Origin of the sequence: Pseudoalteromonas sp. S1610 (genome assembly GCF_005887465.1) — a bacterium.
GTDB lineage: Bacteria > Pseudomonadota > Gammaproteobacteria > Enterobacterales > Alteromonadaceae > Pseudoalteromonas > Pseudoalteromonas undina.
Map to the genome: position 1 here is coordinate 13,631 of NZ_PNDI01000013.1, position 24,115 is coordinate 37,745.

Genomic DNA, 24,115 nt, shown 5'->3' on the forward strand with positions numbered 1-24,115 from the left:
TTATATTAATAAGTTAAATTTAATTTCTTGATGATTTTGGCTTTTTTAATACAGTTGTAAATAGAAGATTACATTTTATTTTGTCTCTTTTATGACAAAACTATTTAAGTTTTGCACAACTAGTTATATCTTGCGTGTCTCTCACGTTTGATCAGGATCATTAAGTGCTTAAAAATAAAACAATAGGTAGCATGTTAATTGTTGCAGGAACCACCATAGGTGCAGGTATGCTTGCCCTCCCCATTGCCTCTGCGGGACTGGGATTTAATACGGCAATGGTGTTAATTGTAGGGTGTTGGTTACTAATGACCTACACCGCTTTGCTTATGTTGGAGCTTCACCAATACGCTCCTCGCGACGCCACCTTAAATACACTGGCTAAGCTTTGGCTTGGTAAGCGTGGCCAATATGTGGCTAACTTTTCGATGATATTTTTATTTTATGCACTGTGCGCTGCTTACATAGCCGGTGGTGGTGCTCAGCTACAAGAGCGCATTAATACTGGGTTTAATCTTAGTATTGCTCCTCAATTAGGCTCCGTTATTTTAGCCGTATTGATTGCAGGCGTGGTGACTTTGGGTACTAGTAAAGTTGATAAGCTTAACCGAGTACTATTTAGTGTAAAAATAGTAGTTTTAGCTAGCTTGTTTTATATGTTAACACCTTATGTACATGGCCAACACTTATTGGAAATGCCTGTTGAGCAAGGACTGATACTGTCGGCTATTCCAGTGGTATTTACCTCTTTTGGTTTTCATGGCTCAATTCCTTCTATTGTTAAATATGTCGGGCTTGATATAAAAACCTTGCGCAAGGTTATGATTGCAGGCGCCTCTTTACCACTGGTTATTTATGTATTTTGGCAAGTATTAAGCCAAGGCATAATGAGCCAAGATCAATTACTACAAAGCGAAGGGTTAACTGGGTTTGTAGCCAGTGTGGCCAATATTGCCAATAACGCCAATGTTTCTACTGCGGTTAAACTCTTTGCCGACTTAGCTCTAGCAACGTCATTTTTAGGGGTAAGCTTGGGGTTATTTGACTTTTTTGCTGACACATTCAAAAAAGCAGACACGGGGACTGATAGAATTAAAACAGCACTTATTACTTTTGTTCCTCCTCTTGGATTTGCTTTATTTTACCCGCAAGGATTTATTATGGCATTAGGCTATGCAGCCATTGCTTTAGTAATATTGGCAGTATTTTTACCTATTAGCATGGTGTACAAGCAGCGTCAGGGGATTGAAAAAGAAGGCTATAAAGTACGCAGTGGTAATATTGGTTTAGCCATAGCCGCTTTGTGTGGTATTTCAATTATTAGCGCACAATGCCTGCAAATGGCAGGACTTATACCGGCTATAGGCTAGCCCCTATAGTTGTTCTAATGTGTGCACCCCAATGATGGTTTTGGGGTGCACACCATTCAAACGTCAATTGTTAACGTTAAAATACTATCGCTTGCCCTCTTCCGCTTTGCTCAGACGCCGCATCTAATTTGCCATCATTATTGATAATCACATGCATATCACCAAAGTGACGCTCATCCACTGTATAACCCATTTTTATTAGCTGTTGCTTTACTGAGGACTCCAAACCCGAGTGCGCTCTAATCACATTTTTAGGCCATAACTGATGGTGAAAACGCGGGCTATTTACTACTTCATTTGCACTCATATTAAATTCAATCGCATTGAGTATTGATTGATACACTGAACTAATAATTGTGGTGCCGCCAGGCGACCCTGTTACCATTTTCACCTTATTATTACTGAGTAAAATGGTTGGAGTCATAGAGCTTAACATACGTTTATGTGGCTGAATTTCATTCGCTTTTCCGCCAATGGCGCCAAATACATTCATAACCCCGGGCTTAGCGCTAAAGTCATCCATTTCATCATTTAAAATAAAGCCAGCGCCTTCTACGACTACGCCACTACCAAACCCTAAATTGATGGTGGTGGTATTAGCAACGGCATTCCCCATGTTATCAATAATAGAAAAGTGAGTGGTTTGTTCGCTTTCTTTTAAACCCGGTTTAATATTTTCAGTGGTAGAAATGGCCTTTAAATCTATACTATTGCTGCGGTTTTTAAGATAGTTTTCTGCAAGTAACTTAACTGTAGGCACTTGGTAAAAATCAGGATCGCCTAAGTATTCTGCCCTATCAGCAAACACTCGCTTACCTATTTCAGCAAGTAAGTGCACATACCCAACTGAATTATGTGATGGTGCAGCTATGGGCTTTTTAAGCTCATACATTTTAAGCCATTGTAATATAGCAATACCGCCGGAGCTTGGTGGCGGTGAAGTAAGCACTTGATAGCCGTTCCAGTTAGCTTTTATAGGAGTACGAGACTTTGCGCGGTAATTTTTTAAATCGTCTTGAGTAATAATACCGCCATGTTGCTTCATAAAGTTTGCGATGATTATTGCAGTTTCACCTTGATAAAAACCATCTTGGCCATTATCGCGAATGCGTTTGAGTGTCGCTGCAAGCTCAGGTTGTTTAAAAAGCTTACCTGATGTAGCGCTTGCAAAATAACTGGCAAAGTTTACTTTAATGTTTTTATTGTTTAGGTGCTCTATGTAGCCCTTAATTAACTGAGCCAACTTCTCGGGCACCACGAAACCTTGCTCAGCTAATGTAACCGCAGGTTGTACTAAGGTTTTCCAAGGAAGTGTGCCATGCTTCTTATGTGCTAGCCACATACCAGCAACACTCCCAGGTACGCCACTGGCATGAATACCATAAATAGATTTATTAGCAATAACTTGCCCTTGCGCGTCTAAATACATATCACGATGTGCGGCGTTCGGTGCAGTTTCACGGTAATCTATAAAATCACCTTGCCCATCCTTATGAATAAGCATAAACCCACCGCCGCCAATATTACCCGCCTCAGGGAGCGTAACGGATAACACAAATTGAGCAGCAATAGCTGCATCAACCGCGTTCCCCCCCTGTTCTAATACAGCTTTTGCAGCATGTGCACTAAAAGTGTCAGGCATGGCAACGGCACTCTGTTTAGCCGCTACATTAAAAACACATAACTGTATTACCACAATACTACTGATAATTAGCTTGCTTGGTGAAAAAAGTGCTCCCATCCCATATCCTTAGGTTATTTTTATACATTGATGGCAAACATTAATGCATAGTAACAAACATCAGGTCAATATTTAGATGCTACATTTTTAAGGCTTAGGAAGTTTTAGCTCAACTGCACGGCTTTGAATAAAGCGCAGCAGTTAAGTTTGAGTCATCATCAGTATGAATATAATAGTGCTGTAGCTGCATACCGAGCTTTTTCATGATGTTAATTGAGCCAACGTTGGCGGTCAGCGCTGTGGCACTGATTGCCTTTACTTGCGACTGTTTTTCAATCGTTGAGCAAATCGCTTGTGCCGCCTCAATTGCATAACCCTTACCCCAACTCGCTCGTTTAAACCGCCAGCCTACTTCAATATCACTAAAGTCAGGCGTATCTGAAAAAAAGCCCATCGGCCGAACAAGCACCCAGCCAATAAAAGTATTACTTTCACGCAGAGTTACTTGCCATAGCCCCCAACCTTGTTGCTCATTGCGATAAGCGAGCATTCTTGGAATGGCTTTCGTTTTTATCTCTTCAAGAGTGGTAGGTTTACCTTGAGTTAAATACTGCATAACGGCTGGGTCTTGATCGAGCTCATATAATTGCTGCCAATCATTTTCGTCCATTAATTTAAAACTTAATCGTGTTGTTACAGCTATGTTCATTTTCATTGTTGTATAGTTACCTCTGAAATATATTTTTCACTAAAGGAGATAGTCAATGAAGAAATTAGCAGGTTTAGCATTATTAGGCACTTTAATTACACTAACAGGGTGTGAAGATGCCAACGAAGTGAAACAAGACGCCAAACAAACGAGCGCTGAAGTTCAAGAAAAGCTAAACGAAACGTGGAACGACGTTAAAGAAAAAACCAATGAGCTTAAAAATGACGAGTCATTAAATGAGCTACTCGAAGAGAGTAAAGCGATGGGCTTAGACATGTACGATGACGGCAAAGAAGTAGCTGTTGATGCATGGATCAAAAGCAAAGAAGCGGCTGGCGAGCTAACTGAAAAAACTAAGCAAAAAGCACGTGAAATTGCGGCAGAAATTGAGCAAGCACGTGAAGAGCATAAAGAAGGTTAATTATTTTTAACCATAAAAAAAGGTAAGCCATGGCTTACCTTTTTTGTTTTATTTTTAGAGCAAGTTATAGATTATAGTTCAAAGTCTTTTTTGAATTTTAAACCAAACTCACTACGATCATTGCTGCGCATTACGCCAACAAAGCCAGTTTGCTGCAGGCGACCTACATCGTAAACTTCGTTTAATACGTTCTCACCATATAGCGTTACTTCCATATCGCCGTATGGATTAGTGTAAGAAATATTAAAACCAACTAGCTCACGCGAATCAATCGTTTCACTTTTATTGAAAACTGACTGACCTTGCATTTCGCTACGGTACGAGTAGTTTGCATTTAATGCAACAGTGCCACCATTGCTTAAATCAACAAAGTAAGATGGAGCAACCATCACTGTCCAACGAGGTGTCAGTGCTGGTGAGTCACCTTTACCAATACCTTGTACGCCCTCAGCCACTTCTGTAATTTCAGAATCTAAGTAACCTACTGCAGTGCGAATAGTAAAGTCGTCGGTTAGTGCAATTGTGGTTTCAAGCTCAATACCTTGCGCTTTAGACTGGCCTGCATTTTCAACGATAGTTACAAAGCCACCGCCCGCGGTTGGATCTGAGAATGGCAATGCTAAATCAGTGTAGTCAGTAACAAACATTGCAAGCATCATAGATACATTTTCATGTACCTGGCCTTTTAAACCAATCTCGTAGTTAACTGCTTTGGTTTCATCAAACGATACAAACTGATCCGGACCACCAAATGGGCGCGGTGGAAAGCCACCTGTTTGGTAACCTTTTTGCACTTGACCGTAGACATTCATATTATTGCTAAGCTGGTATGAAGCATTAATGTCCCATGTCACTGCATTAAAGTCTGCACTAATGTCTTTACGTTCAGGGAAGGTTGGGAAAATAGCATTCGCATCTTTTTTATCTTCTGAGTAACGAAGACCACCGCCGATTGTTAAATCATCAGTTAAATCGTAACTACCGTTGATGTAAGCTGCGTATGAGTTTGTTTCTTGATTGATTTCAAAAAAGCCAAAACCACCAAATGACGGAGTAACACCATCATTCAATAGACCATTTGGCGTGTTAAATGGGCTAAATACAAAATCTTCTGAGCGAGTAAAACCATCTTCATTAAAGAAGTATAAGCCAGAAACAAAGTCCATTTTATCAAACGTGGCGTTTAGCTGAAGTTCAAAAGAGTATTGATCTGCACCGCCTACTTCTGGGAACTCAGATAAGTTAAGTGGTGATGCATCATCATCTAAGCCACCTTCATACTCAGAAGTACGATAGCTTGAAATAAACTTAGCTGTATAAGTGTTATTAATCGCCCAATCAGCTGTAAATGACGTACCCCAACCAGAATATGAAGTTGACTCAATACCGGCAACCGTTGTGCCTAAATCATCAGGGTTTTGAGGAATTAAGTCTTCAGTTAATAATGGGAAATCGCCATTAAAGACATCATTTGAATCTAGTGAATCTGTCAGTTCAATAGTATAAGGTGATTGACCTGACTCATTATCAACGCCATCTAGCGAGAAAGTAAACGCTAAATCACTAGTTGCTTCATATTTAAGTGCTATACGACCACTAAACTCTTGCTCTTCACCAATTTCTTTTTCAGGGTTAGCTAAGTTTACTGCCGTACCTACCCCATTACGTTGTTTGTATGACGCACTGGCTGACATGCTTAGATCGTTAGTTAGTGCATTATTAAAGTAAATATCACCCGCAACTCGACCACGACTGCCCACTTTAGCGGTTGTTGTTAAAATACCTTCATCACCAGGTTGTTTAGTAATTACGTTTACTGCACCACCTAATGTGTTACGGCCATAAAGTGTGCCTTGTGGCCCACGTAGAACTTCAACTCGCTCTACATTAGGAAGTGATAAGTTAGACCCCATTTGGCGACCTAAGTAAACACCATCTAGGTAAACACCTACGCCTGGATCGGTTGTTATAATGTGATCTTGCAAACCAATACCACGAATAAACACTGAGGCATGTGCAGCATTACCAACACCATAACGAGTAATGTTTAAGTTAGGAACGTATTTACCAATATCTTCTAAGTTACCCATATTGGCTTTATCAATAAGGTTAGCACCTATTGATGTAATCGCAGTTGGAGATTCGAACAAGCTCTCTGTACGTTTACGAGCTGTCACTTCAATTTTTTCAAACGCGTCTTGTTTGGCTGTCGTTTTAGCTTCTTGTGCATTTGCGGAAGTTGTTAGGGCTGCAATAACCGCTAAACTTAACTGTGAGAGGGTGCGTAATTTCAAGGTTTTCTCCAAAGGGTATTAATTTAATTATGCGTTATGCTGTGTAAACATAAATTGTAGGCATAAAAAAAGATGCTTTAGATGCATCTTTCCTCTGGGAGTTTATTATATTACAAAAACGCTACAATATGTACATTTAACTTTAGTTTACGTAAAAATTTATTTTTAGCTTTTTAAGCTTAGCCAACTTGCCCAAATAGCAATTGCAAATTTAGTTTTAAATTAATACTTTAACATTAATTACCATCAGTATTATTTGTTAATTGAACATGCGCTTTGTTGCGAAAAACACATTAAAGCTATTTAAGATTATGACAATATCCAAACACCCTTTATATTTAAATATACTGCAGAATCATTTTTAGGTGTAAAGCATGACAAAAAAACAGACCACGCAATCAGCAAACATGCTTTTTAATAACAACCCCTACAATCCGTTATTTTTTACAACATTAAATAGCGACATATTGTTAGTCAGCTATTCAGCACTCAATACGCTTACAAATTACGAACTTCTGAGCCATTTTATACAAATCAATAATTATCAGGGATTGGTTATTTTTAATATTCCTAAAGATACTGATGTTATTTCACTAAAAGAATGGCCAAACTTAAAAGGTCTTTTTTATCAAGACACCAATGAAGAGCTATTCAACAGGGGGTTAGATGCAATTACACAAGGAGAATTGTGGTTTCCACGCACCATTAGTGATATTTGGATGCGCCAAATGCTCGATACAGAGCAAAAAAATGCTTTGCAAACAAGTAACCTAACCGATAAAGAAATTAAAGTGCTTAACCTACTCTTTAGTGGTCTTCATTCCAGTGCTATTGCTGATAGTTTATTTATAAGTGAAGCTACGGTTAGAGTACACTTACATAAAATTTATAAAAAAATAGCGGTCAAAAATAAACAGCAGGCAATTCGTTGGTGCCAAGATAACCTAAAAAATATAAATACGCGTTCATAACTAAAAAAACTAATTACTACTTAATGCGTACTGCAATAAACATAACCTCACCATAAATAACTCAAATAACTCAGTTGGTTACATTACCTTAGATAAAAAAATCCTTAATTTTCAATCACAGCCATGCGTTCTTGTTGCAAAAAAGTAGTGAAAAGTACTTAATTTATTAATTTTAATTAGAAAAAAGTTAATACTCATCTTATACTGCAGCGGGATACACATGAAATTAAATAGGATACACAATGAAAAAACTATCTGTAGCAGTAGCAATTTGTTGCGCACTTGCCACAAGTAACGCGAGTGCTGAAGTTCGTATTAATGGGTTTGCTTCTATTGTCGGTGGTAAGTCGCTCGATAGTGATCAAACGTTATATGGATATGATGATGATATTTCATTTAAAAATGAAAGCGTGTTTGCTCTTCAGCTAACCGCTGACCTGCAAGAGAAGCTATCCGCTACAGCGCAGATAGTGGCTCGCGGCGAAAATGATTTTGACGCCGACTTTGAATGGGCATACTTAACTTATGAGATATCTGACGAATTACAAATCAGTGCTGGTAAAATGCGTGCACCTTTTTATCGCTACTCTGACTTTTTAGATGTTGGCTATACCTACCGCTGGGTGCGCCCACCTCAGTCTGTATATAACTTACCGTTTTCAACCTATGAAGGCCTAAGCTTATTACATACAACTCAACTTGGTGATTGGGACTCTACTCTTCAGGTTATTTACGGCAGCTTCGATGATAACATTGCCGTAGTATCTGTTAACGGTGATACCGAGCTTAACGACATTGCAGGGTTAAACTGGACATTGAGTTACGATTGGTTCAGTGCTCGCGCTGCTTACTTTGTTGCTGAAACAAGTATTGAGATTGAAAATGATACGGCCGAAGGTATGGCGCTTAATGGCTTAGAACAAGCCCTTCGTAACTCAGGTTTTGTTGATCAAGCAAACAGTATTGCTATTGACGAAGACGATGGTGCATTTTTAGCACTTGGCTTTTCAATTGATTACAACAATATCTTGTTCGACGCTGAATACACACAGTTTGAAGTAGATAACAGTGCGCTCGCTAAGCAAACTCAATATTACACATCTTTAGGCTACCGTATGGACGACTGGCTTGTTCATTTAACCTATGAAAACAACGATGATGAGCATGATAGTAATCGTTATAATGCACTACCAAATGTACCGCAGTTAAATGCTGGGCTTAACCAAGTTTTGGAAGGCTCTAAAGCTAAGAGTAATGTATACACGATTGGTGCTCGTTATGACTTCCACCCAATGGCTGCCTTTAAAGTAGACTTTAGCCGCCTAAAAGATGATATCTCAAATACTGAAACTGACGTAGTTGCCGTTGGCGTTGATTTAGTATTTTAATTGGAGCGAATGATGAAGAAATTAATTTTAGCCAGTATGTTAACACTATGTAGTACTGCAGCATTTGCTGAAGTTGCAGTAATCGTTAACCCAGCGAATGCCAATGCAGTAAGCCAAGACGATATTAAAAAAATATACCTTGGCAAGAGCAAATCGTTTGCTGATGGCACCAAAGTAAACCCTGTTAACCAAAATGGTACTGCGGTAGCTGATGAATTTAACGACAAGCTTGTTGGTAAGTCAGGCAGCCAGTTAAATGCTTATTGGTCAAAGCTGGTTTTTACTGGTAAAGGCACACCTCCAGGTAAACTGGATAATGACCAAGCCGTGATTGATTTTGTAGCTGCTAATACAGATGCGATTGGCTATATTGATAGCGCTAAAGCAAGTGATAAAGTCAAAGTAGTAGGCAAGTATTAATCTGCTAAATTAAAAATAAAAAGCCCGCAATAAATACTTTATTGCGGGCTTTTTTATGCCTATTATTTACAACCTTAATAAAACATTAAAATATCGCCTTAACGACTATTCATCAATTTTAAACTTAGCAGTTGCATCTAATAAGTTATCTGAAAGGTAATGTAAGTTTTTAGCCACATCTCTTACGGCTTTGAGTGAGCTCATCGTATCTTCAAATGAAACATGCATATTAGATACGTTGTCTACAACCATTGCGGCTACTGAGGTTTGCTCTTCAGTTGCTGCTGCAATTTGCGAGTTCATACCATTAATTTCTAGTATTTGCTCGGCTATTTTTTCAATCGAAACACCGGTTTGCTCTGCTGCACTGGCATTATCGGTTGCCATATCTCTTGCAGAGGTCATAGCCGTCACAGATTCATTGGCAGCGACACTTAGCGTACTTAATAACTCACGAATTTCATTGGTTGACTGTGCAGTGCGTGATGCAAGCTCACGGACTTCATCAGCAACCACAGCAAAGCCTCGCCCATGTTCACCCGCGCGTGCAGCTTCTATTGCGGCATTTAGGGCTAATAAGTTTGTTTGCTCGGCAATGGATGTAATCACATTTAGTATTTGCGATACATTTTTAGTGTCATCGGCTAACTTATTAATGGTGTTGGCCGCTATATTAATTTCATCGCTTAGAGTGCGCGATGCGTTAACAGACATTTTTACTTGAGCACGGCTTTGATCTACTTCTTTTTCTGCTGTTTGCACGGCATTAGACGCGCTTGCTGCTGATTGTGAAATATCGCCAACACTTTGCTTCATCTCTTCCATAGACTGTTTAACAACATCGGCATCGGTAGTTTGCTTAGTGGTTGCTCGCTCAGCTCGCTCCATTCCCTGTACAAGACGGGTTGAGTTTTCCATTAACGGTTCACATACCGCGATGACTTCTAAAACTGTTTCTCTAAGCAAGCTAATGAATGCATTAAAGTTTATTGATACCTGACCTATTTCATCTTCAGAGTTAACGGCAAGCTTTGTACTTAATGACCCTTTACCACTTGCTAAAAGACTCAGGTTATTAGCGGCATCACTGGCTGATGAACCAATATTACGTGCAATCCAAATAGCCATAAGCAACAACAGTGTTAATGATACAACCGCAACAACCAGCATTAAGTTAAGTGCATCATCTGAGCGTGCTTTTGTATTAGCAACAAGCTGGAAGAAGCGATCATCTGCTTTTTGCTGCGCACTTTTAAAGCTAGTTAAAACAGCTTCATAAAGGCTTGTTTTAAGCTGAGCCTGTTGTTGTATTTTACTAAAATCAGCCGTGCCATTAACCATACCGTTGGCAATCGTTGCAGATATTTTCTCATAATTAGTCAGTCGCGTTTTTGTGTCGCTATTAATATAAGATGCATTAATTGTTTCTATTGCGTCTATATTCATGATGAGCTGCTGGTAAGTTTCACTCGCTTTTGTTACTAAATCTTGCTCGCCAAACGTTACAGCCTGAGTATATAACTCATCTAACTTTTCTAAAATGCTTACATTAGCCAAGGTTAATTTGGCAACTTTATAAGAAGATTTCTCCATTTCATCAAGTGATATGCGATTTTCGTTCATAGCAAAGTAATTAACCAAAACAATTACTAAGAATGCGATTATCGCTATAGATGTAATTGCATGTATTTTTTTAGTAATGCTGAGGTTTTTAAAAGAGAAACCTGAAGCCATATTAATTTACCCCGTTTAATTATCTATAGTTATTATCGGCTTAAGATACAAAAATGTTAACTTTATTTTTAACTTTTGATGCTTTTTATACATAAAGTTAAATATACAGTAGTATTCTTTCATAAACACTTACAATTGAAATATAGAGTGTTCTACTCAATGTTCAACATTAATCCAAAAAGAGTTGTTTAATATTTTAAATTTTAGGCACAAAAAAACCAGTAACATTGCTGTTACTGGTTTTTATATTTGGTGCGGATGGGGGGACTTGAACCCCCACGCCCGAAAGCACTACCCCCTCAAGGTAGCGTGTCTACCAATTCCACCACATCCGCATTTTTTAAGCTATTGCTTAGCGTTAAGTCTTAAAGCTAACTTGAGGAAAGAGAGCAACTTAACAATTTAAACTAATTAATTTGGTACGTCAGAGCTTTGCTCTTTAGTTGATGTTACTGGAACATCTTCTTCAACTGGCGTTACAGTTTCAACAGCTGGAGCCGCTTCTAAGTTTTCCCATTCGTCAGTCTTTTTGATTTGACCGGCAGTTAGGTTACCTAAAACAATACTTAACACAAAAAAGATAGTTGCCAGAGTTGTTGTCGTTTTCGTCATAAAGTTACCGGCTCCAGAAGAACCAAAAACAGTAGACGATGCGCCTGCACCAAATGATGAGCCCATGTCAGCACCTTTACCTTGCTGGATCAAAACCATACCAACAAGCGCTAGAGCTACAATTAAATACACTACTAGTAAAATTTCGTACATCTTATACGGTCCCTTTTGCACTATTGCAGATAGCAGTAAATGATTCTGCTTTTAGACTTGCGCCACCAATTAGGCCGCCGTCTATATCTGTTTGTGCAAATAATAATTCGCTATTTTTTTCATTTACGCTACCACCATATAAGATGGTTAGCCCTTGTGCTAAATCGCTGTCTTGTGAAGCAATTTTGTCACGGATAAATTTGTGAACACTTTGTGCCTGTTCAGGCGATGCAGTCTTACCTGTGCCTATAGCCCAAACGGGCTCATATGCTATCACAGATTCTTTCAGTGCTGCTACACCTAATTTGTTAATTACTGCGTCAATCTGCGCAGCAACTACCTGTTCTGTTTTCCCGTTTTCTTGCTCTGTTTCACTCTCACCTACGCATAATATGGGTGTTAAACCTACTTGTTGGGCGCGAGCAAATTTTGCGGCTACGGTATCGTTACTTTCTTTGTATATACTGCGGCGCTCTGAATGACCGACCAATACATATTTTGCACCTAGCTGTTTTACCAACTGGGCATCTACTTCACCAGTAAAGGCACCTGGCGTATTCTCTGAAACTGTTTGTGTCCCAGTAGTTACACCACTTGCAATCATTGCTGATATCAGTGGAAACGGAGGAAATAAAACAATGTTTACTTCAGAAGATTTAACATTGTTAATAGCATCAGACAGTTGCTCAACGAGTTCTAATGAACCATTCATTTTCCAATTGCCTGCGACCATCGCCTTGCGTGTTGCCATTTTTCCACTCCACATTAGAAAGCGGGCGAGATATTAACTCGACTCGCCCAAAGTTACAAGAGGTTATTGTTATCAATCAGTTTGTTTGCTCATAGATTCGACAACCGCTGCTATTTTCTGAGCGCTATCGATAACTATTTTTTCTTGTTCCGCTTCAACCATCACTCGTACAACAGGTTCAGTACCTGACTTACGAAGTAATACACGGCCTTTATCTGCTAAGCTTTGCTCTACTTCAGCCACAATAGCAAGCACTTCTGGTGCTTGGGTTGGATCGGTACCAGCAGTGTATCGCACATTAATCATTTTCATTGGGTACTTAGTAAATCCAGCGCCTAAATCTTGAAGTGTACGGTTTTGAGCTACCATAGCAGCAAGTACTTGTAAGCTTGAAATGATGCCATCGCCAGTGCTAATCAAATCTAGATTTAAAACATGACCTGAGCTTTCGCCGCCTATTTTCCAGCCTTTTTGCTGCAGTAGTTCCATCACATAACGGTCACCCACTTTGCTACGAGCAAAAGCAATATTTTTGGCTTTTAACGCATTTTCAAGACCTATATTCGACATTACAGTACCAACAACTCCGCCACCTAGGTTGTCATCTTGAGCGGCTTGGCAAGCAATAATGTAAACTAAATCATCACCATCAAATACGCGGCCATTATGATCAACCATCATCACCCGGTCGCCATCGCCATCATAAGCGATACCTACATCTGCTTTATGCTCAAGTACTTTTTGCTTTAGTGTATCTACGTGAGTTGCACCACATTCATGGTTAATATTAACCCCATTTGGCTCACACGCATGGGTGATCACCTCAGCACCAAGCTCTCGCATAACTGAAGGTGCTATGTGGTAGGTTGCACCGTTGGCGCAATCTAAAACTATTTTTAGCCCTTCAAGTGATAAGCCTTGTGGAAACTGACTTTTACAAAACTCTATATAACGGCCATCAGCGCTAGATAAGCGTGTTGCTTTACCTAGCTTATCAGAGGCTACACAGGTCATTGGTTCGTCAAGCATGGCTTCAATTTGCAGCTCTACAACATCATCTAGCTTTAGGCCTTGGCCATTAAAAAACTTAATGCCGTTATCGTAATAAGGATTATGGGATGCGCTGATCACAATACCCGCTTCTGCGCGAAACGTTTGCGCTAAATAAGCAACGGCAGGCGTTGGCATAGGGCCGAGTAAAATAACATCAATGCCGGCAGCAATTAGACCAGACTCTAATGCAGTTTCAAGCATGTAACCAGAAATACGAGTATCTTTACCAATAATGACTTTTTTTGTGCCATGTTGTGATAATACACGCCCTGCAGCCCAACCTAATTTCATTGCAAACTCAGGATTTATAGGCCCTTGACCTACTAAACCACGCACACCGTCTGTGCCAAAATATTTTCTTTCTTTCATTTAAAGTACTCCTTGTTTGCAGGCTTGATATACGCCAAGCACGTCTGCGGTTTCTTTTACATCATGCACACGGATAATATGCGCACCGTTTTGTGCAGCTATTAATGCGCCAGCTAAGCTGCCTGCTAATCTATCTTTTGTATCTCTGTTGAGTAAATTACCAATCATTGACTTACGTGATAACCCCGCAAGCAGCGGTAAGCCAAGCTGCGCATAGTCATTAAATTGAGCCAATATTTGATAATTGTGTTTAAGTGTTTTTCCAAATCCAAAACCAGGGTCTAATATTAACTGGCTTTGTTTTATACCAGCAGCTTCGCATGCGGCGATACGCTGGTTAAAAAAATCATTTATCTCGCTTGCTAAATCATCATAGTGAGGAGCGTTTTGCATACTTCGCGGTTGTCCTTGCATATGCATTAAGCACACGACTACGTCAGGATATTGAGCAACCACCTCTATTGCACCAGGCTCTTGCAGTGCTCGCACATCATTAACAATATCGGCACCTGCTTCAATGGCTTGACGCATGACTTCAGCTTTACTGGTATCGATTGAAATAACGCAATCACTTTGCTCACGAATAGCATTAATAAGTGGGATAACGCGTTGTAGTTCATCTTCAAGGCTGACATCGGGAGCACCCGGGCGTGTAGATTCACCACCGATATCTAAAATAGTCGCTCCCTCATCAAGTAACTGCATCGCATGATTGAGTGCTGCTGTTGTATTAAAAAACTGGCCTCCATCTGAAAATGAATCAGGAGTAACGTTTACTATCCCCATAATAACGGGTTCGCTGAGTTCAAGCACTCGACCACGTGCAAGGTTAATTTTATTATTCATCGCTAACCCTAAAATATGTTTCTGCAGTGTAATACCAACTCGTTATGATACTTAACCATTTTAAGCGAGGAAAGTCGGACGGTAACAAGGCACGGCTTTCCTATCCAAAGTAGCTAACTTTATTAAGCGCATTGGTATAATTTATTAATTACAGCAAACTGATACAAAAAAGCCCCGAACTTCGGGGCTTTTGGATACGTTATTTTAACGATTATTCCGCTTTATCATCAAGGTTTGTTTCATCTTTTTTAGAGTCATCTTGTTTAGAGTCGTCGTTTTTAGATTCGCTAGTTGGTTTTTGTATTTCATCAACTGCTTTATCTTTAGAAACATCTTCCTTTTCAGGTTTAGCTTCATGACGGTCATGCGCATCACGTGGTTCACGTACTGGCTGACGCGCCATTAAATCATCAATCTGTTTCGCATCGATAGTTTCATACTTCATCAGTGCATCTTTCATTGCGTGTAAAATATCAATATTTTCTTTCAGTATTGATTCTGCACGTTGATAGTTGCGGTCTGAGAACAAACGTACTTCTGCATCAATTACTTTAGCTGTTTCGTCCGACATGCTCATAGAACGACCACCGCCGCCACCCATGTACATTTCGTTTTGATCTTCAGCATAAAGTAATGGACCTAGCTTTTCGCTTAAACCCCATTGTGTAACCATTTTGCGAGCAATGTCAGTTGCACGTTCGATATCGTTACTTGCACCTGTAGTTACTTTGTCTTCACCATAAATAATGGCTTCTGCAATACGGCCACCATAGAGGCTAGAGATCATAGACTCAAGTAGCTCTTTAGAATGACTAACACGGTCTTGCTCTGGTAAATACATTGTCACACCTAGCGCACGGCCACGTGGAATAATAGATACTTTATAAACCGGATCGTGCTCAGGCACCATACGACCAACAATGGCATGGCCTGCTTCATGGTAAGCAGTCATTTCTTTTTCTTGCTCACTCATCACCATGGTCTTGCGTTCAGCACCCATCATGATCTTATCTTTTGCAGCGTCAAATTCAGCCATACTAACAACACGTTTATTACCACGTGCTGCATAAAGAGCCGCTTCATTCACTAAGTTAGCAAGATCAGCACCTGAGAAACCAGGTGTACCACGAGCAATCACTGCCGCTTCAACGTTATCACCTAACGGTACTTTACGCATGTGTACTTTTAGAATTTGCTCACGACCACGAATATCTGGTAAACCAACCACAACTTGACGGTCAAAACGACCAGGGCGAAGTAATGCTGGATCTAGAACATCCGGACGGTTAGTCGCAGCAATAACAATAATACCTTCATTGCCTTCAAAGCCATCCATCTCAACTAGCATTTGGTTAAGCGTTTGCTCACGTTCATCATGACCGCCGCCCATACCTGCGCCACGCTTACGACCTACTGCGTCGATTTCATCGATGAAGATGATACAAGGCGCTGCTTTTTTAGCTTGTTCGAACATGTCACGTACACGTGATGCACCAACACCCACAAACATTTCAACAAAATCGGAACCTGAAATAGTAAAAAACGGTACTTTTGCTTCACCGGCAACCGCCTTCGCAAGTAATGTTTTACCTGTACCTGGAGGACCAACCATAAGTACGCCCTTAGGAATACTACCGCCTAATTTTTGAAATTTAGAAGGATCACGTAAAAAGTCCACCAGCTCGGTTACATCGTCTTTGGCTTCATCACAACCAGCTACATCAGCAAAGGTCGTTTTAACTTGATCTTCACTCATTAAGCGGGCTTTACTTTTACCAAATGACATGGCGCCTTTGCCACCGCCACCTTGCATCTGACGCATGAAGAAAATCCACACACCAATTAGCAGTATCATAGGGAACCAAGAAATGAAAATGCTTGCTAAAAACGATTGTTCCTCAGGTTTTACACCTTTGACATTTACATCGCTTTTTAACAAATCATTTAAAATATCTTTATCATAAATCGGCATAATCGTTTGAAAACGCTCGCCACTATTTTTTATGCCAGTAATTGTGCCACTGCCACTTTCAATAGACACTTCTTGTATAGAGCCACTACGGGCATCTTTAACAAATTGACTGTAACTTGTTTGACGATCAACTTGATCGCCGCCATTAAAGCTCTGAAATACTGACATAAGCACAACTGCAATAACCAGCCAGAGTATTAGATTTTTCGCCATATCGCTCAAGGGGTTAACCTCTTGTATCCAATTAATTTAAATTCAACTAAACGCCAAGCAACTGTACTACAGTTTGTATCCAGTCGCTACTATATATACTTCCCGAGAACGGGGACGCGAGGCATCCGGTTTACGTATCTTCACTGCTTTAAAACTATTACGTACATCTTGCAAATACTGATCAAAGCCTTCACCTTGGAATACTTTAACAATAAACGCGCCATTTTTCTTTAAAACTTGGTGACACATATCAAGTGCAAGCTCAACCAAGTACATGCTACCCGCCTGATCAACCGAGTTATTACCACTCATGTTAGGTGCCATATCAGACAATACCACATCTACATTTTTACCATCAATACGTTTTAACAGCGCATCAAGTACAGCTTCTTCACGAAAGTCTCCTTGTAAAAAGTCAACACCCGCTAATGAATCCATAGGTAAAATATCACACGCAACCACTTGACCTTTGTCACCTACTTTTTCTGCTAAGTATTGTGACCAACTCCCTGGAGCTGCGCCTAAATCTACTACTGTCATTGCTGGACGCAATAACTTATCTCTGTTTTGAATTTCGTCTAATTTGAAAACAGCTCGAGAGCGCCAGCCTTTTTTTTGCGCTTCTTGAACATATTTATCATCAAAATGTTCTTTAAGCCAACGCTGTGAACTGGCTGACTGTTTTTTATTTGTCATAAATTAACACGCAACTAATTAGTAATATTCTCTAGATGGCGTTAGAATACCCTTAATTCAAGCCATATTCAGCAAAATTTGTAATATCATGACATTATCAAACAAACAAAAGCAGTTTTTAAAAGGCCAGGCACATAGCCTTAAGCCTGTAGTTTTACTAGGTTCTAACGGTTTAACCGAAGGCGTAGTAGTTGAAATCCAAAGCGCACTAGAAATTCACGAATTAATTAAAGTGAAAGTGCCAACTGACGATCGTGAAACAAAAAAGCTTATTTTTGATGCCATTGTTCGCGAAACAGGGGCCACCAAATTACAAACAATTGGTCATACGATTGTGCTTTACCGTCAAAGCCCAGAGAAAAAAATTCAGTTACCTCGCGGCTAATAGCCCGTTGTAAAGCTATAAAAAAACCAGCCGCGGCTGGTTTTTTTTATAAATGGATTAAAAATCCATTATTCGCAAGTTTGCTTTATAGCTGCCATGCTCAAGCCTACTAAGTGAGTAATAGTGCCCGTACTGCCCCTCATCCATATTCTCAATAGTTTGGTTACTCAATAACGAAGCTAATTGCGGCGTGGTGTTACTATGCCCTATAACCACCACAACGCCGTCTTGTGCCAACAACTGATTTTTCAATGTCGTTAAATCGGCAGCATTATAAGTAATAACTTTAATATTAAAATACCTAGCTAAAGGCGCTGCAGTGCTTAATGTGCGGTTATAATTACTACTGTATAACGTAATGTGTGGATGGGTTTTAACTAGCGAAACCAAATGCTCAGCACGCGCCTGCCCTTGGTCTGTTAAATATGGATTACTGCCTGTTTGTTTTTCACTATGGCGAAACAAATAAAGCTGTTCAGGCGCAGAAAAAGCAGGGTGGCAAACGAGTAACAATAATGCTACCCATGCTGATTTTATCAATGAGCTCATTGTTTTTTGCCTCGTTTGTATGCCAATAAACGGTCTATGAATTCAGTAGTGAGCTCATTAATCAGCCCAGTTTCTGCATTTAAAATCAAACTAAAGCCTACATTTAAGTGCGGAAAAACCACTAAGTCACTGCGGTAGCCTTGCACCCAACCACTGTGATAATAAAGCGTTTCATCATCATAGTCATACACACGCCAGCCTAGCCCATAGTAGGCTTCGTTCATGTGCTCTCGCCATACTCGTCTGTAGCGTTCTTTTTTAGTATGAGTATAAGGGCGTGTTTGCGTGGCCAATGCATCTAAGGATAATACCGATGGATATTGCCCTAATTGCGCATTTAACCAAATAGCCATATCTGACGCACTGGCGTTTACCCCTGCCGCGGGTGCAACTTTATAATAATTCTTTTTTAAGCGGGCGCTATACCAACGTTTTTTGCCACGCACGTGAGGGTGTGCATAGTTATTATCCTGCACCATGGCATCGTAACCCAAACTAGCATCATTCATTTCTAGGGGAGTAAAAAAAGCCTCATTAAGCCACTGGGTATAGGTTTTGTTGGTACTTTTTAAAATTACGTCGTCTATTAAGCTAAACATTACATTTTGATAGCCATAGCAATCACCAGGGTCACAAATGGGTTTAACACTCAATAGTTTTTCAACAATGTCCTTATAACCCATCCGCGATTCGATTAAATTATCGTAAGCGTTAGGAACTAGCCCACTAGAATGGCTTAAAATATGAAAAACTTTTAAATCATCTTTATAGTCAGTTTGCTTAAAATCCGGTAAATAATAACTAACAGGTAAATAAAGGTTGAGCCGCTGTTCATTTGCGAGTTTAGCCGCTAACGACCCTGCAAATGTTTTCGATACGGAGGCTAAACGAAATCGAGTGTGCGGGTTAATTTTTTGCCCACCGCGCACCTTTGTATTGCCCATAGTATGGATGTAGTCACGTGCTTGTGAGTTGACAATGGATAGCGCCCCTCCTGGGATTTTTTTTATTTTTAGTTTTTTTTCTGTATAGCGTCCATAACTTTTAACAAATGCTTCCCAATCAGGATCTGTGCTTGCGCTCGCCTGTAAATGCGTCCCGATAAGGAGCACGGCAAAAAAGTAAAAGGGTAAGGTGTTAAAATACTTCATTCTTAGCTAATTTTTCTTTTTTAGTCATAATCAACCGTTATAATATCATGAACTTTTACTCGGACTAACGTACAATATGTCCGATTAATGGCTTTTGAGTGGATGTAAAATATTTATGCGTTTTTTAGTTGTATCACTTTTTATAATATCAGCGTCAGGTTGTGCTGTCGTTAAACAACCCGCAGAGCCTTTAGCAATGCCTGCAAAGCCTATGCTTAAGAGCCAAACTTATCAGTTAAAATATGAAACTGAGCATGCTTCACCAAAAGTGAAGTCGGTACAATTACCTGCCCACAACGTGAAAAAAAATCAAACTGTTAGAGTAATCGTAGACCGTGCAAGTGTTACCGACACTTTGGTCTCTCAAATAAGCCAAGCCTTAATTGATAAACAGCTTAAGGTGACCACTAGCGAGAATAGCGATTACACGTTAGCAATTCATCAAGTTGATCTGGAATTTATAGATGACGCCAAGTACACCCTAGCACAACCAGAAAAGCCATATTCACTGTTTTCAAAAGTAGCGCAGCAATTTCCGTCCCAACAATGCGCCAATATATTAGCCCAAGTTAGTATGCGACTTACTCACAAAGCATCGGGCGATGTGGTGTGGTTTGCTAAATCATCAATTGACAGTGCAAGCTTTCATCGTGAACCTTTAGTTTATAGCTTTAGCGAAGAAAAGAAGATCACTAATGAGCTAGAAGTTGTTGCATTTATACACAAGCACAACACCGAACAGGCTCGTCTTAAACGAGCTGAGCTTAATAATGAAGTAACGGCCCCTGCTTATAAAACCATTACAAAACTGAGTCGTTTAACTAAATTAAATGGGCCATGTACACGCACTGAAATAAGTGCTCTCACACCTATGATGCAATTTTACTTAAGCAGTATTCTTATTGATAAAATTAAAGTTCAGTAGTTGTTAGGACGACCGCTACATTTTTTTACAGATTTAGCTAAGAGTTTGACAATATACTACCCTTTTTAGCAAACTCTAATTAAGGTTCCAAGGATGACGTATACTTCTCTTAAACAGTCTTTTGGTTGTGCGGCCTTATTAGTTGCCGCTATTTTTAGTGCCCAAAGCAGCGCCAGTAATCGTTACTATGCCGATAACACTTTGGAACCCACCACTGGTTTTGCCTGGGATTGGAGCGCTGGCGCAGGTTATTACATTGAAGACTCTTATTTAGTTGGCATGAACTCCTATGATGTTGGTGCAGAACTAGATTTGAGTATTGCAGTTTCTTACGATAATTTTTATCTAGATTTTGACCATAATCAGCTCAGCGGTGGACTTGTTTTAGGCTATAGCTTAATTAACAAATATGATTGGGGTCTTGATTTATTAGGCACCAACATTCAAGCAGGTTTTGATGAACAAGGTTTAGGCTTTTATAACGACGGAATAATTGATCCACTGCGTGGTATAAAAAAGCGTAACTATGATTTTGACACCGGCCTTCGATTAACACGCCGATTTGAAAACTCACAAATTTCATTTGAATATTTACATGATATAAGCGGTGCTCATAATGGTTGGGTTGCCAATGTGTTTTTCAGCCATATTCAACCTTGGCGCAATTGGGAGTTTCGCTCCGGTATTGGCTTAAGTGCCTACTCTGCTGATTTTACAAACTATTACTTTGGTATTGATAGCGATGAAGCAAACGCAGCACGCCCTATTTATAGTACCGATGCCAGTACCAGTATTATATTTGAATTTCATGCTGAATATCCCATCAATCAAGATTGGGTATTTTTAGCAGGCTGGTTAACCACATGGTTTTCAAAAGAAATTGAAGACAGCCCAATTATTTCCCAAGGATATCAACACAAAGCCAAGGTAGGCCTGCGTTATGTACTTTAGATTTTTTTACTGTTTGTTGTTTACATATTCGGGCTCTTTGCTTGCAGCCACTACACAACCACCCAGTGAACTTACTGCCGTTCCCGATACCTGTGTAGCCTTACGTGAAGGGCGTCAATGTTATGCCGATGTTGTCTTATCATGGCAGCAACCAGAGGTAGGAAATTATTGTTTACGCGATGCGACCTCAAAATACATTATGCAGTGCTGGCTTAAACAGCGACAAGGCTCACTTAATTACGCCTTTGATTCAACCCAGAGCATTTCATTTGAGCTGTTTGATAGTAATACATCGCAAGTGATTGCTGTAAGCGAAGTTAAACTACAATGGGTGTATCAAAATAGACAAAAAAAGCGGCGTTGGCGGTTATTTTAGCCACACACTATAAACATCATTCAGGTATACGAAGAAAGCTTATGGATAATTACGGTACTATTCTACTGGTTGAAGATGATATCTCTCTTGCACAATGGGTAACTGAGTATTTAACTGAGCAAGGTTATATTGTGCATGTATGTCATCGCGGTGATGAAGTTATAAGCCAAGTAAAGCATTTAAACCCACAACTTATTTTACTCGATATTATGTTACCAGGTCTTGATGGTATTAGTGTATGCCGTGAGTTACGCAGCTTTTATCAAGCTCCTATAATTATGCTCACCGCACGAGATGAAGAAATGGATGAGGTCATTGGGCTTGAAGTCGGTGCCACAGATTACATTATAAAACCTGTTCGCCCTCGTGCACTGCTTGCTCGTATTAAGTCGGCTTTACGCTATAGCAGTGACACGCCTAAAACTGATGCTCAAGAGAGCATGATCAATATTGGTCAATTAAGTATTGATACCGAATCTCGTAACGTTACACTCAACCAGCAAGATGTGAATATTTCAAGCGCAGAGTATTTATTACTGCATTATTTAGCGAGCAACGCTGGGCAGGTTGTATCACGTGATGCGGTGTTTAAAGCAACCAAAGGTAGAGAGTATGACGGCCTAGATAGAAGCGTTGATGTGCTTATTTCTGCTTTGCGTAAAAAGTTTAATGATGATCCGCAAAAACCAGAAAAAATAAAAACTATTTGGGGGCGTGGTTATTTGTTTGTGACTACAGCGTGGTAAGTTTTAATGCCTGAGCGCTTAAAATAATAAGCGCGACAATAATAAAAGTCACTTCAATACACCCAGCCTATTATGGAATAGCATCAATGAAAAAGTTTTATATTTCACTACTAGGCAGTGCGCTGCTTTCAATTATTGTTTTAGGTTGGCTTATTGATGCATTTAGCCAACAAGCACATGCACCTTTGGATGAGTTTAGCGTTCAAAGCCAGATTATTGTCGGGTTAAGTAAACAGCTCACAGCTATAAAGCCACAGGCACGACCAGAACAGGTAACTAAGTTAGCCAAAGATTTTAACCTGACTCTTAACTACAAATTAAATCAGTCGCTAGCATTACCATCAGCGCTATTAGATAAAATGCAAACTCAAGGCGGGTTAATACTTGAGGACGAGCAAGGCTTTTACATGCTCTACACTAATGATGCATTAAGCCCTTACCATTTAACCATGCGTTTAGATAAACCTTATGAGAACATACAGCGAAACGACATAATTTTAACTTTGTTATTTTATACTGGCTTATGTGTTTTTATGGGCTTTATTATTACCCCTTTAGCAAAACGTCTTACAGTATTAAATGATGCGGCAAAACAGTTCGCATCCGGTAATGTTAAAGCCCGAATTAAGCCCTCTCGCTTTACCTATATAAAAGATGTGGAACTGACCTTTAACCGCATGGCAAGTCAAATTGAAAAGTTAGTTGCTGAAAATAAACTGATGGCCTCAAGCCTGTCCCATGATATAAGAACCCCAATAGCATGCTTACGCTTTGGTGTTGACGCTGCACTTGATAGCCATGATGAGAGCAAAATAAAGCATTACCTAACCCGTATGGAAACCGATTTGGATCATATGGAGTCAATGTTAAAAAGCTACTTAGCATTTGCTACTTTGGAACAAAATGCCAATAAACTTACTTACTCATCAGCAAACCTTAAACAATATCTAAGTGATATTGTGCTGCAGCTTGAACCAAGAATAACCGCACGTTCGCTTAATATTTCTTTAGAATGTGATGATCATACTATTTTTGCTGACTTACATTGGCTAGCAAGAGCGATCGCAAACTTAATTAATAATGCCTGCGATTTTGCACATCATCACATTAAAGTAACCGCCTCGCTACAAGAGCACACTCTAGTCATCAGCATTGCCGATGATGGCCCAGGTATAGCTCAAGAAAACAATCAAAAAGTATTTAGCCCGTTCTTTCGTGAGCGCAGCCACCGTAATCGCAGTGACAACAGTTACGGGTTAGGATTGGCTATCGTTGCCAAAGTAGCCGATTGGCATCATGGCTCGGTAAAAGTGAGTAAAAGTGAGCACCTTGGTGGGGCCTGCTTTACACTTACGATTGCGCGGTTTAGATATTAATTAAAC

At 39.8% G+C, this 24,115-nt stretch carries 23 protein-coding genes and 1 tRNA gene; 11 read left to right on the top strand and 13 right to left on the bottom strand.

Annotated features, from left to right (window positions below):
• The first annotated feature begins 164 nt into the window (after positions 1–164).
• On the top strand, positions 165–1,367 hold the full coding sequence (locus tag CWB77_RS07265) for an aromatic amino acid transport family protein (RefSeq protein WP_138622101.1): 1,203 nt from the start codon (positions 165–167) through the stop codon (positions 1,365–1,367).
• A 76-nt stretch (positions 1,368–1,443) separates the two neighbouring features.
• Here the strand turns inward: CWB77_RS07265 and ggt are convergent, their stop codons facing one another.
• A complete protein-coding gene (gene ggt, locus CWB77_RS07270) occupies positions 1,444–3,108 on the bottom strand; it encodes a gamma-glutamyltransferase (RefSeq protein WP_138622103.1) in 1,665 nt (554 codons plus the stop codon).
• Positions 3,109–3,217: 109 nt separating this feature from the next.
• Entirely contained in the window at positions 3,218–3,763 is a 546-nt protein-coding gene (locus CWB77_RS07275; protein ID WP_138622105.1) for a GNAT family N-acetyltransferase, read from the bottom strand.
• A 49-nt stretch (positions 3,764–3,812) separates the two neighbouring features.
• Here CWB77_RS07275 and CWB77_RS07280 point away from each other — a divergent pair, with 49 nt between their 5' ends.
• Positions 3,813–4,178 (top strand): hypothetical protein, encoded by a 366-nt coding sequence (locus CWB77_RS07280; RefSeq protein ID WP_010388018.1) that lies wholly within the window; start codon positions 3,813–3,815, stop codon positions 4,176–4,178.
• A gap of 71 nt (positions 4,179–4,249) precedes the next feature.
• Here the strand turns inward: CWB77_RS07280 and CWB77_RS07285 are convergent, their stop codons facing one another.
• Positions 4,250–6,472 carry a TonB-dependent receptor gene (locus tag CWB77_RS07285; RefSeq protein ID WP_138622107.1) on the bottom strand — a complete coding sequence of 741 codons (2,223 nt, stop codon included), beginning with the start codon at positions 6,470–6,472 and terminating at the stop codon, positions 4,250–4,252.
• A 374-nt stretch (positions 6,473–6,846) separates the two neighbouring features.
• Here CWB77_RS07285 and CWB77_RS07290 point away from each other — a divergent pair, with 374 nt between their 5' ends.
• The 3 genes from CWB77_RS07290 to CWB77_RS07300 all read left to right on the top strand — a co-directional run bounded on the left by CWB77_RS07290 (position 6,847) and on the right by CWB77_RS07300 (position 9,251).
• Positions 6,847–7,443: a LuxR C-terminal-related transcriptional regulator gene (locus CWB77_RS07290; RefSeq protein WP_138622109.1), complete on the top strand. Its 597-nt coding sequence runs from the start codon at positions 6,847–6,849 to the stop codon at positions 7,441–7,443.
• A 242-nt stretch (positions 7,444–7,685) separates the two neighbouring features.
• A complete protein-coding gene (locus CWB77_RS07295) occupies positions 7,686–8,831 on the top strand; it encodes a porin (protein WP_138622111.1) in 1,146 nt (381 codons plus the stop codon).
• A gap of 12 nt (positions 8,832–8,843) precedes the next feature.
• Complete coding sequence (locus tag CWB77_RS07300) at positions 8,844–9,251, top strand: type 2 periplasmic-binding domain-containing protein (protein WP_010388011.1); 408 nt, start codon at positions 8,844–8,846, stop codon at positions 9,249–9,251.
• 105 nt (positions 9,252–9,356) lie between these two features.
• On the opposite strand, the gene CWB77_RS07305 is transcribed toward CWB77_RS07300, so the two are convergent.
• From CWB77_RS07305 to rlmE, 8 genes are all read right to left on the bottom strand, one after another.
• Positions 9,357–10,985 carry a methyl-accepting chemotaxis protein gene (locus CWB77_RS07305; RefSeq protein ID WP_054201677.1) on the bottom strand — a complete coding sequence of 543 codons (1,629 nt, stop codon included), beginning with the start codon at positions 10,983–10,985 and terminating at the stop codon, positions 9,357–9,359.
• A gap of 250 nt (positions 10,986–11,235) precedes the next feature.
• A tRNA-Leu gene (locus tag CWB77_RS07310) sits at positions 11,236–11,320 on the bottom strand.
• A gap of 76 nt (positions 11,321–11,396) precedes the next feature.
• Positions 11,397–11,750, bottom strand: coding sequence for a preprotein translocase subunit SecG (secG, locus tag CWB77_RS07315; protein WP_010388009.1), 354 nt, complete (start codon positions 11,748–11,750; stop codon positions 11,397–11,399).
• A 1-nt stretch (position 11,751) separates the two neighbouring features.
• The gene (gene tpiA / locus CWB77_RS07320; RefSeq protein WP_138622113.1) at positions 11,752–12,501 is read right to left on the bottom strand and encodes a triose-phosphate isomerase; all 750 of its coding nucleotides are present in this window, start codon (positions 12,499–12,501) and stop codon (positions 11,752–11,754) included.
• 72 nt (positions 12,502–12,573) lie between these two features.
• On the bottom strand, positions 12,574–13,923 hold the full coding sequence (gene glmM / locus CWB77_RS07325) for a phosphoglucosamine mutase (RefSeq protein WP_138622115.1): 1,350 nt from the start codon (positions 13,921–13,923) through the stop codon (positions 12,574–12,576).
• Complete coding sequence (folP, locus tag CWB77_RS07330) at positions 13,924–14,769, bottom strand: dihydropteroate synthase (protein WP_138622117.1); 846 nt, start codon at positions 14,767–14,769, stop codon at positions 13,924–13,926.
• Positions 14,770–14,980: 211 nt separating this feature from the next.
• A complete protein-coding gene (gene ftsH, locus CWB77_RS07335) occupies positions 14,981–16,954 on the bottom strand; it encodes an ATP-dependent zinc metalloprotease FtsH (protein ID WP_041709666.1) in 1,974 nt (657 codons plus the stop codon).
• Between the two features lie 66 nt (positions 16,955–17,020).
• Entirely contained in the window at positions 17,021–17,650 is a 630-nt protein-coding gene (gene rlmE, locus CWB77_RS07340; RefSeq protein ID WP_010388002.1) for a 23S rRNA (uridine(2552)-2'-O)-methyltransferase RlmE, read from the bottom strand.
• A gap of 88 nt (positions 17,651–17,738) precedes the next feature.
• On the opposite strand from rlmE, the gene yhbY reads away from it, so the two are divergent.
• On the top strand, positions 17,739–18,035 hold the full coding sequence (yhbY, locus tag CWB77_RS07345) for a ribosome assembly RNA-binding protein YhbY (RefSeq protein WP_008112687.1): 297 nt from the start codon (positions 17,739–17,741) through the stop codon (positions 18,033–18,035).
• A 57-nt stretch (positions 18,036–18,092) separates the two neighbouring features.
• Here the strand turns inward: yhbY and CWB77_RS07350 are convergent, their stop codons facing one another.
• Together CWB77_RS07350 and CWB77_RS07355 are read right to left on the bottom strand one after the other, a co-directional pair.
• Positions 18,093–18,584, bottom strand: a complete 492-nt coding sequence (locus CWB77_RS07350) for a SixA phosphatase family protein (RefSeq protein ID WP_138622119.1) — start codon at positions 18,582–18,584, stop codon at positions 18,093–18,095.
• Entirely contained in the window at positions 18,581–19,735 is a 1,155-nt protein-coding gene (locus CWB77_RS07355) for a serine hydrolase domain-containing protein (RefSeq protein ID WP_054201683.1), read from the bottom strand. Before CWB77_RS07355 ends, CWB77_RS07350 begins: the two co-directional genes overlap by 4 nt.
• Positions 19,736–19,850: 115 nt before the next feature.
• On the opposite strand from CWB77_RS07355, the gene CWB77_RS07360 reads away from it, so the two are divergent.
• From CWB77_RS07360 to CWB77_RS07380, 5 genes are all read left to right on the top strand, one after another.
• A complete protein-coding gene (locus CWB77_RS07360) occupies positions 19,851–20,660 on the top strand; it encodes a hypothetical protein (protein WP_010387998.1) in 810 nt (269 codons plus the stop codon).
• Positions 20,661–20,753: 93 nt separating this feature from the next.
• The gene (locus CWB77_RS07365; RefSeq protein ID WP_138622121.1) at positions 20,754–21,611 is read left to right on the top strand and encodes a MipA/OmpV family protein; all 858 of its coding nucleotides are present in this window, start codon (positions 20,754–20,756) and stop codon (positions 21,609–21,611) included.
• Positions 21,601–21,987, top strand: coding sequence for a DUF3019 domain-containing protein (locus CWB77_RS07370; RefSeq protein WP_010387996.1), 387 nt, complete (start codon positions 21,601–21,603; stop codon positions 21,985–21,987). Before CWB77_RS07365 ends, CWB77_RS07370 begins: the two co-directional genes overlap by 11 nt.
• Positions 21,988–22,028: 41 nt before the next feature.
• A complete protein-coding gene (locus tag CWB77_RS07375; RefSeq protein ID WP_138622122.1) occupies positions 22,029–22,733 on the top strand; it encodes a response regulator in 705 nt (234 codons plus the stop codon).
• Positions 22,734–22,819: 86 nt separating this feature from the next.
• A complete protein-coding gene (locus CWB77_RS07380; protein ID WP_138622124.1) occupies positions 22,820–24,109 on the top strand; it encodes a sensor histidine kinase in 1,290 nt (429 codons plus the stop codon).
• The last annotated feature ends 6 nt before the right edge of the window (positions 24,110–24,115 follow it).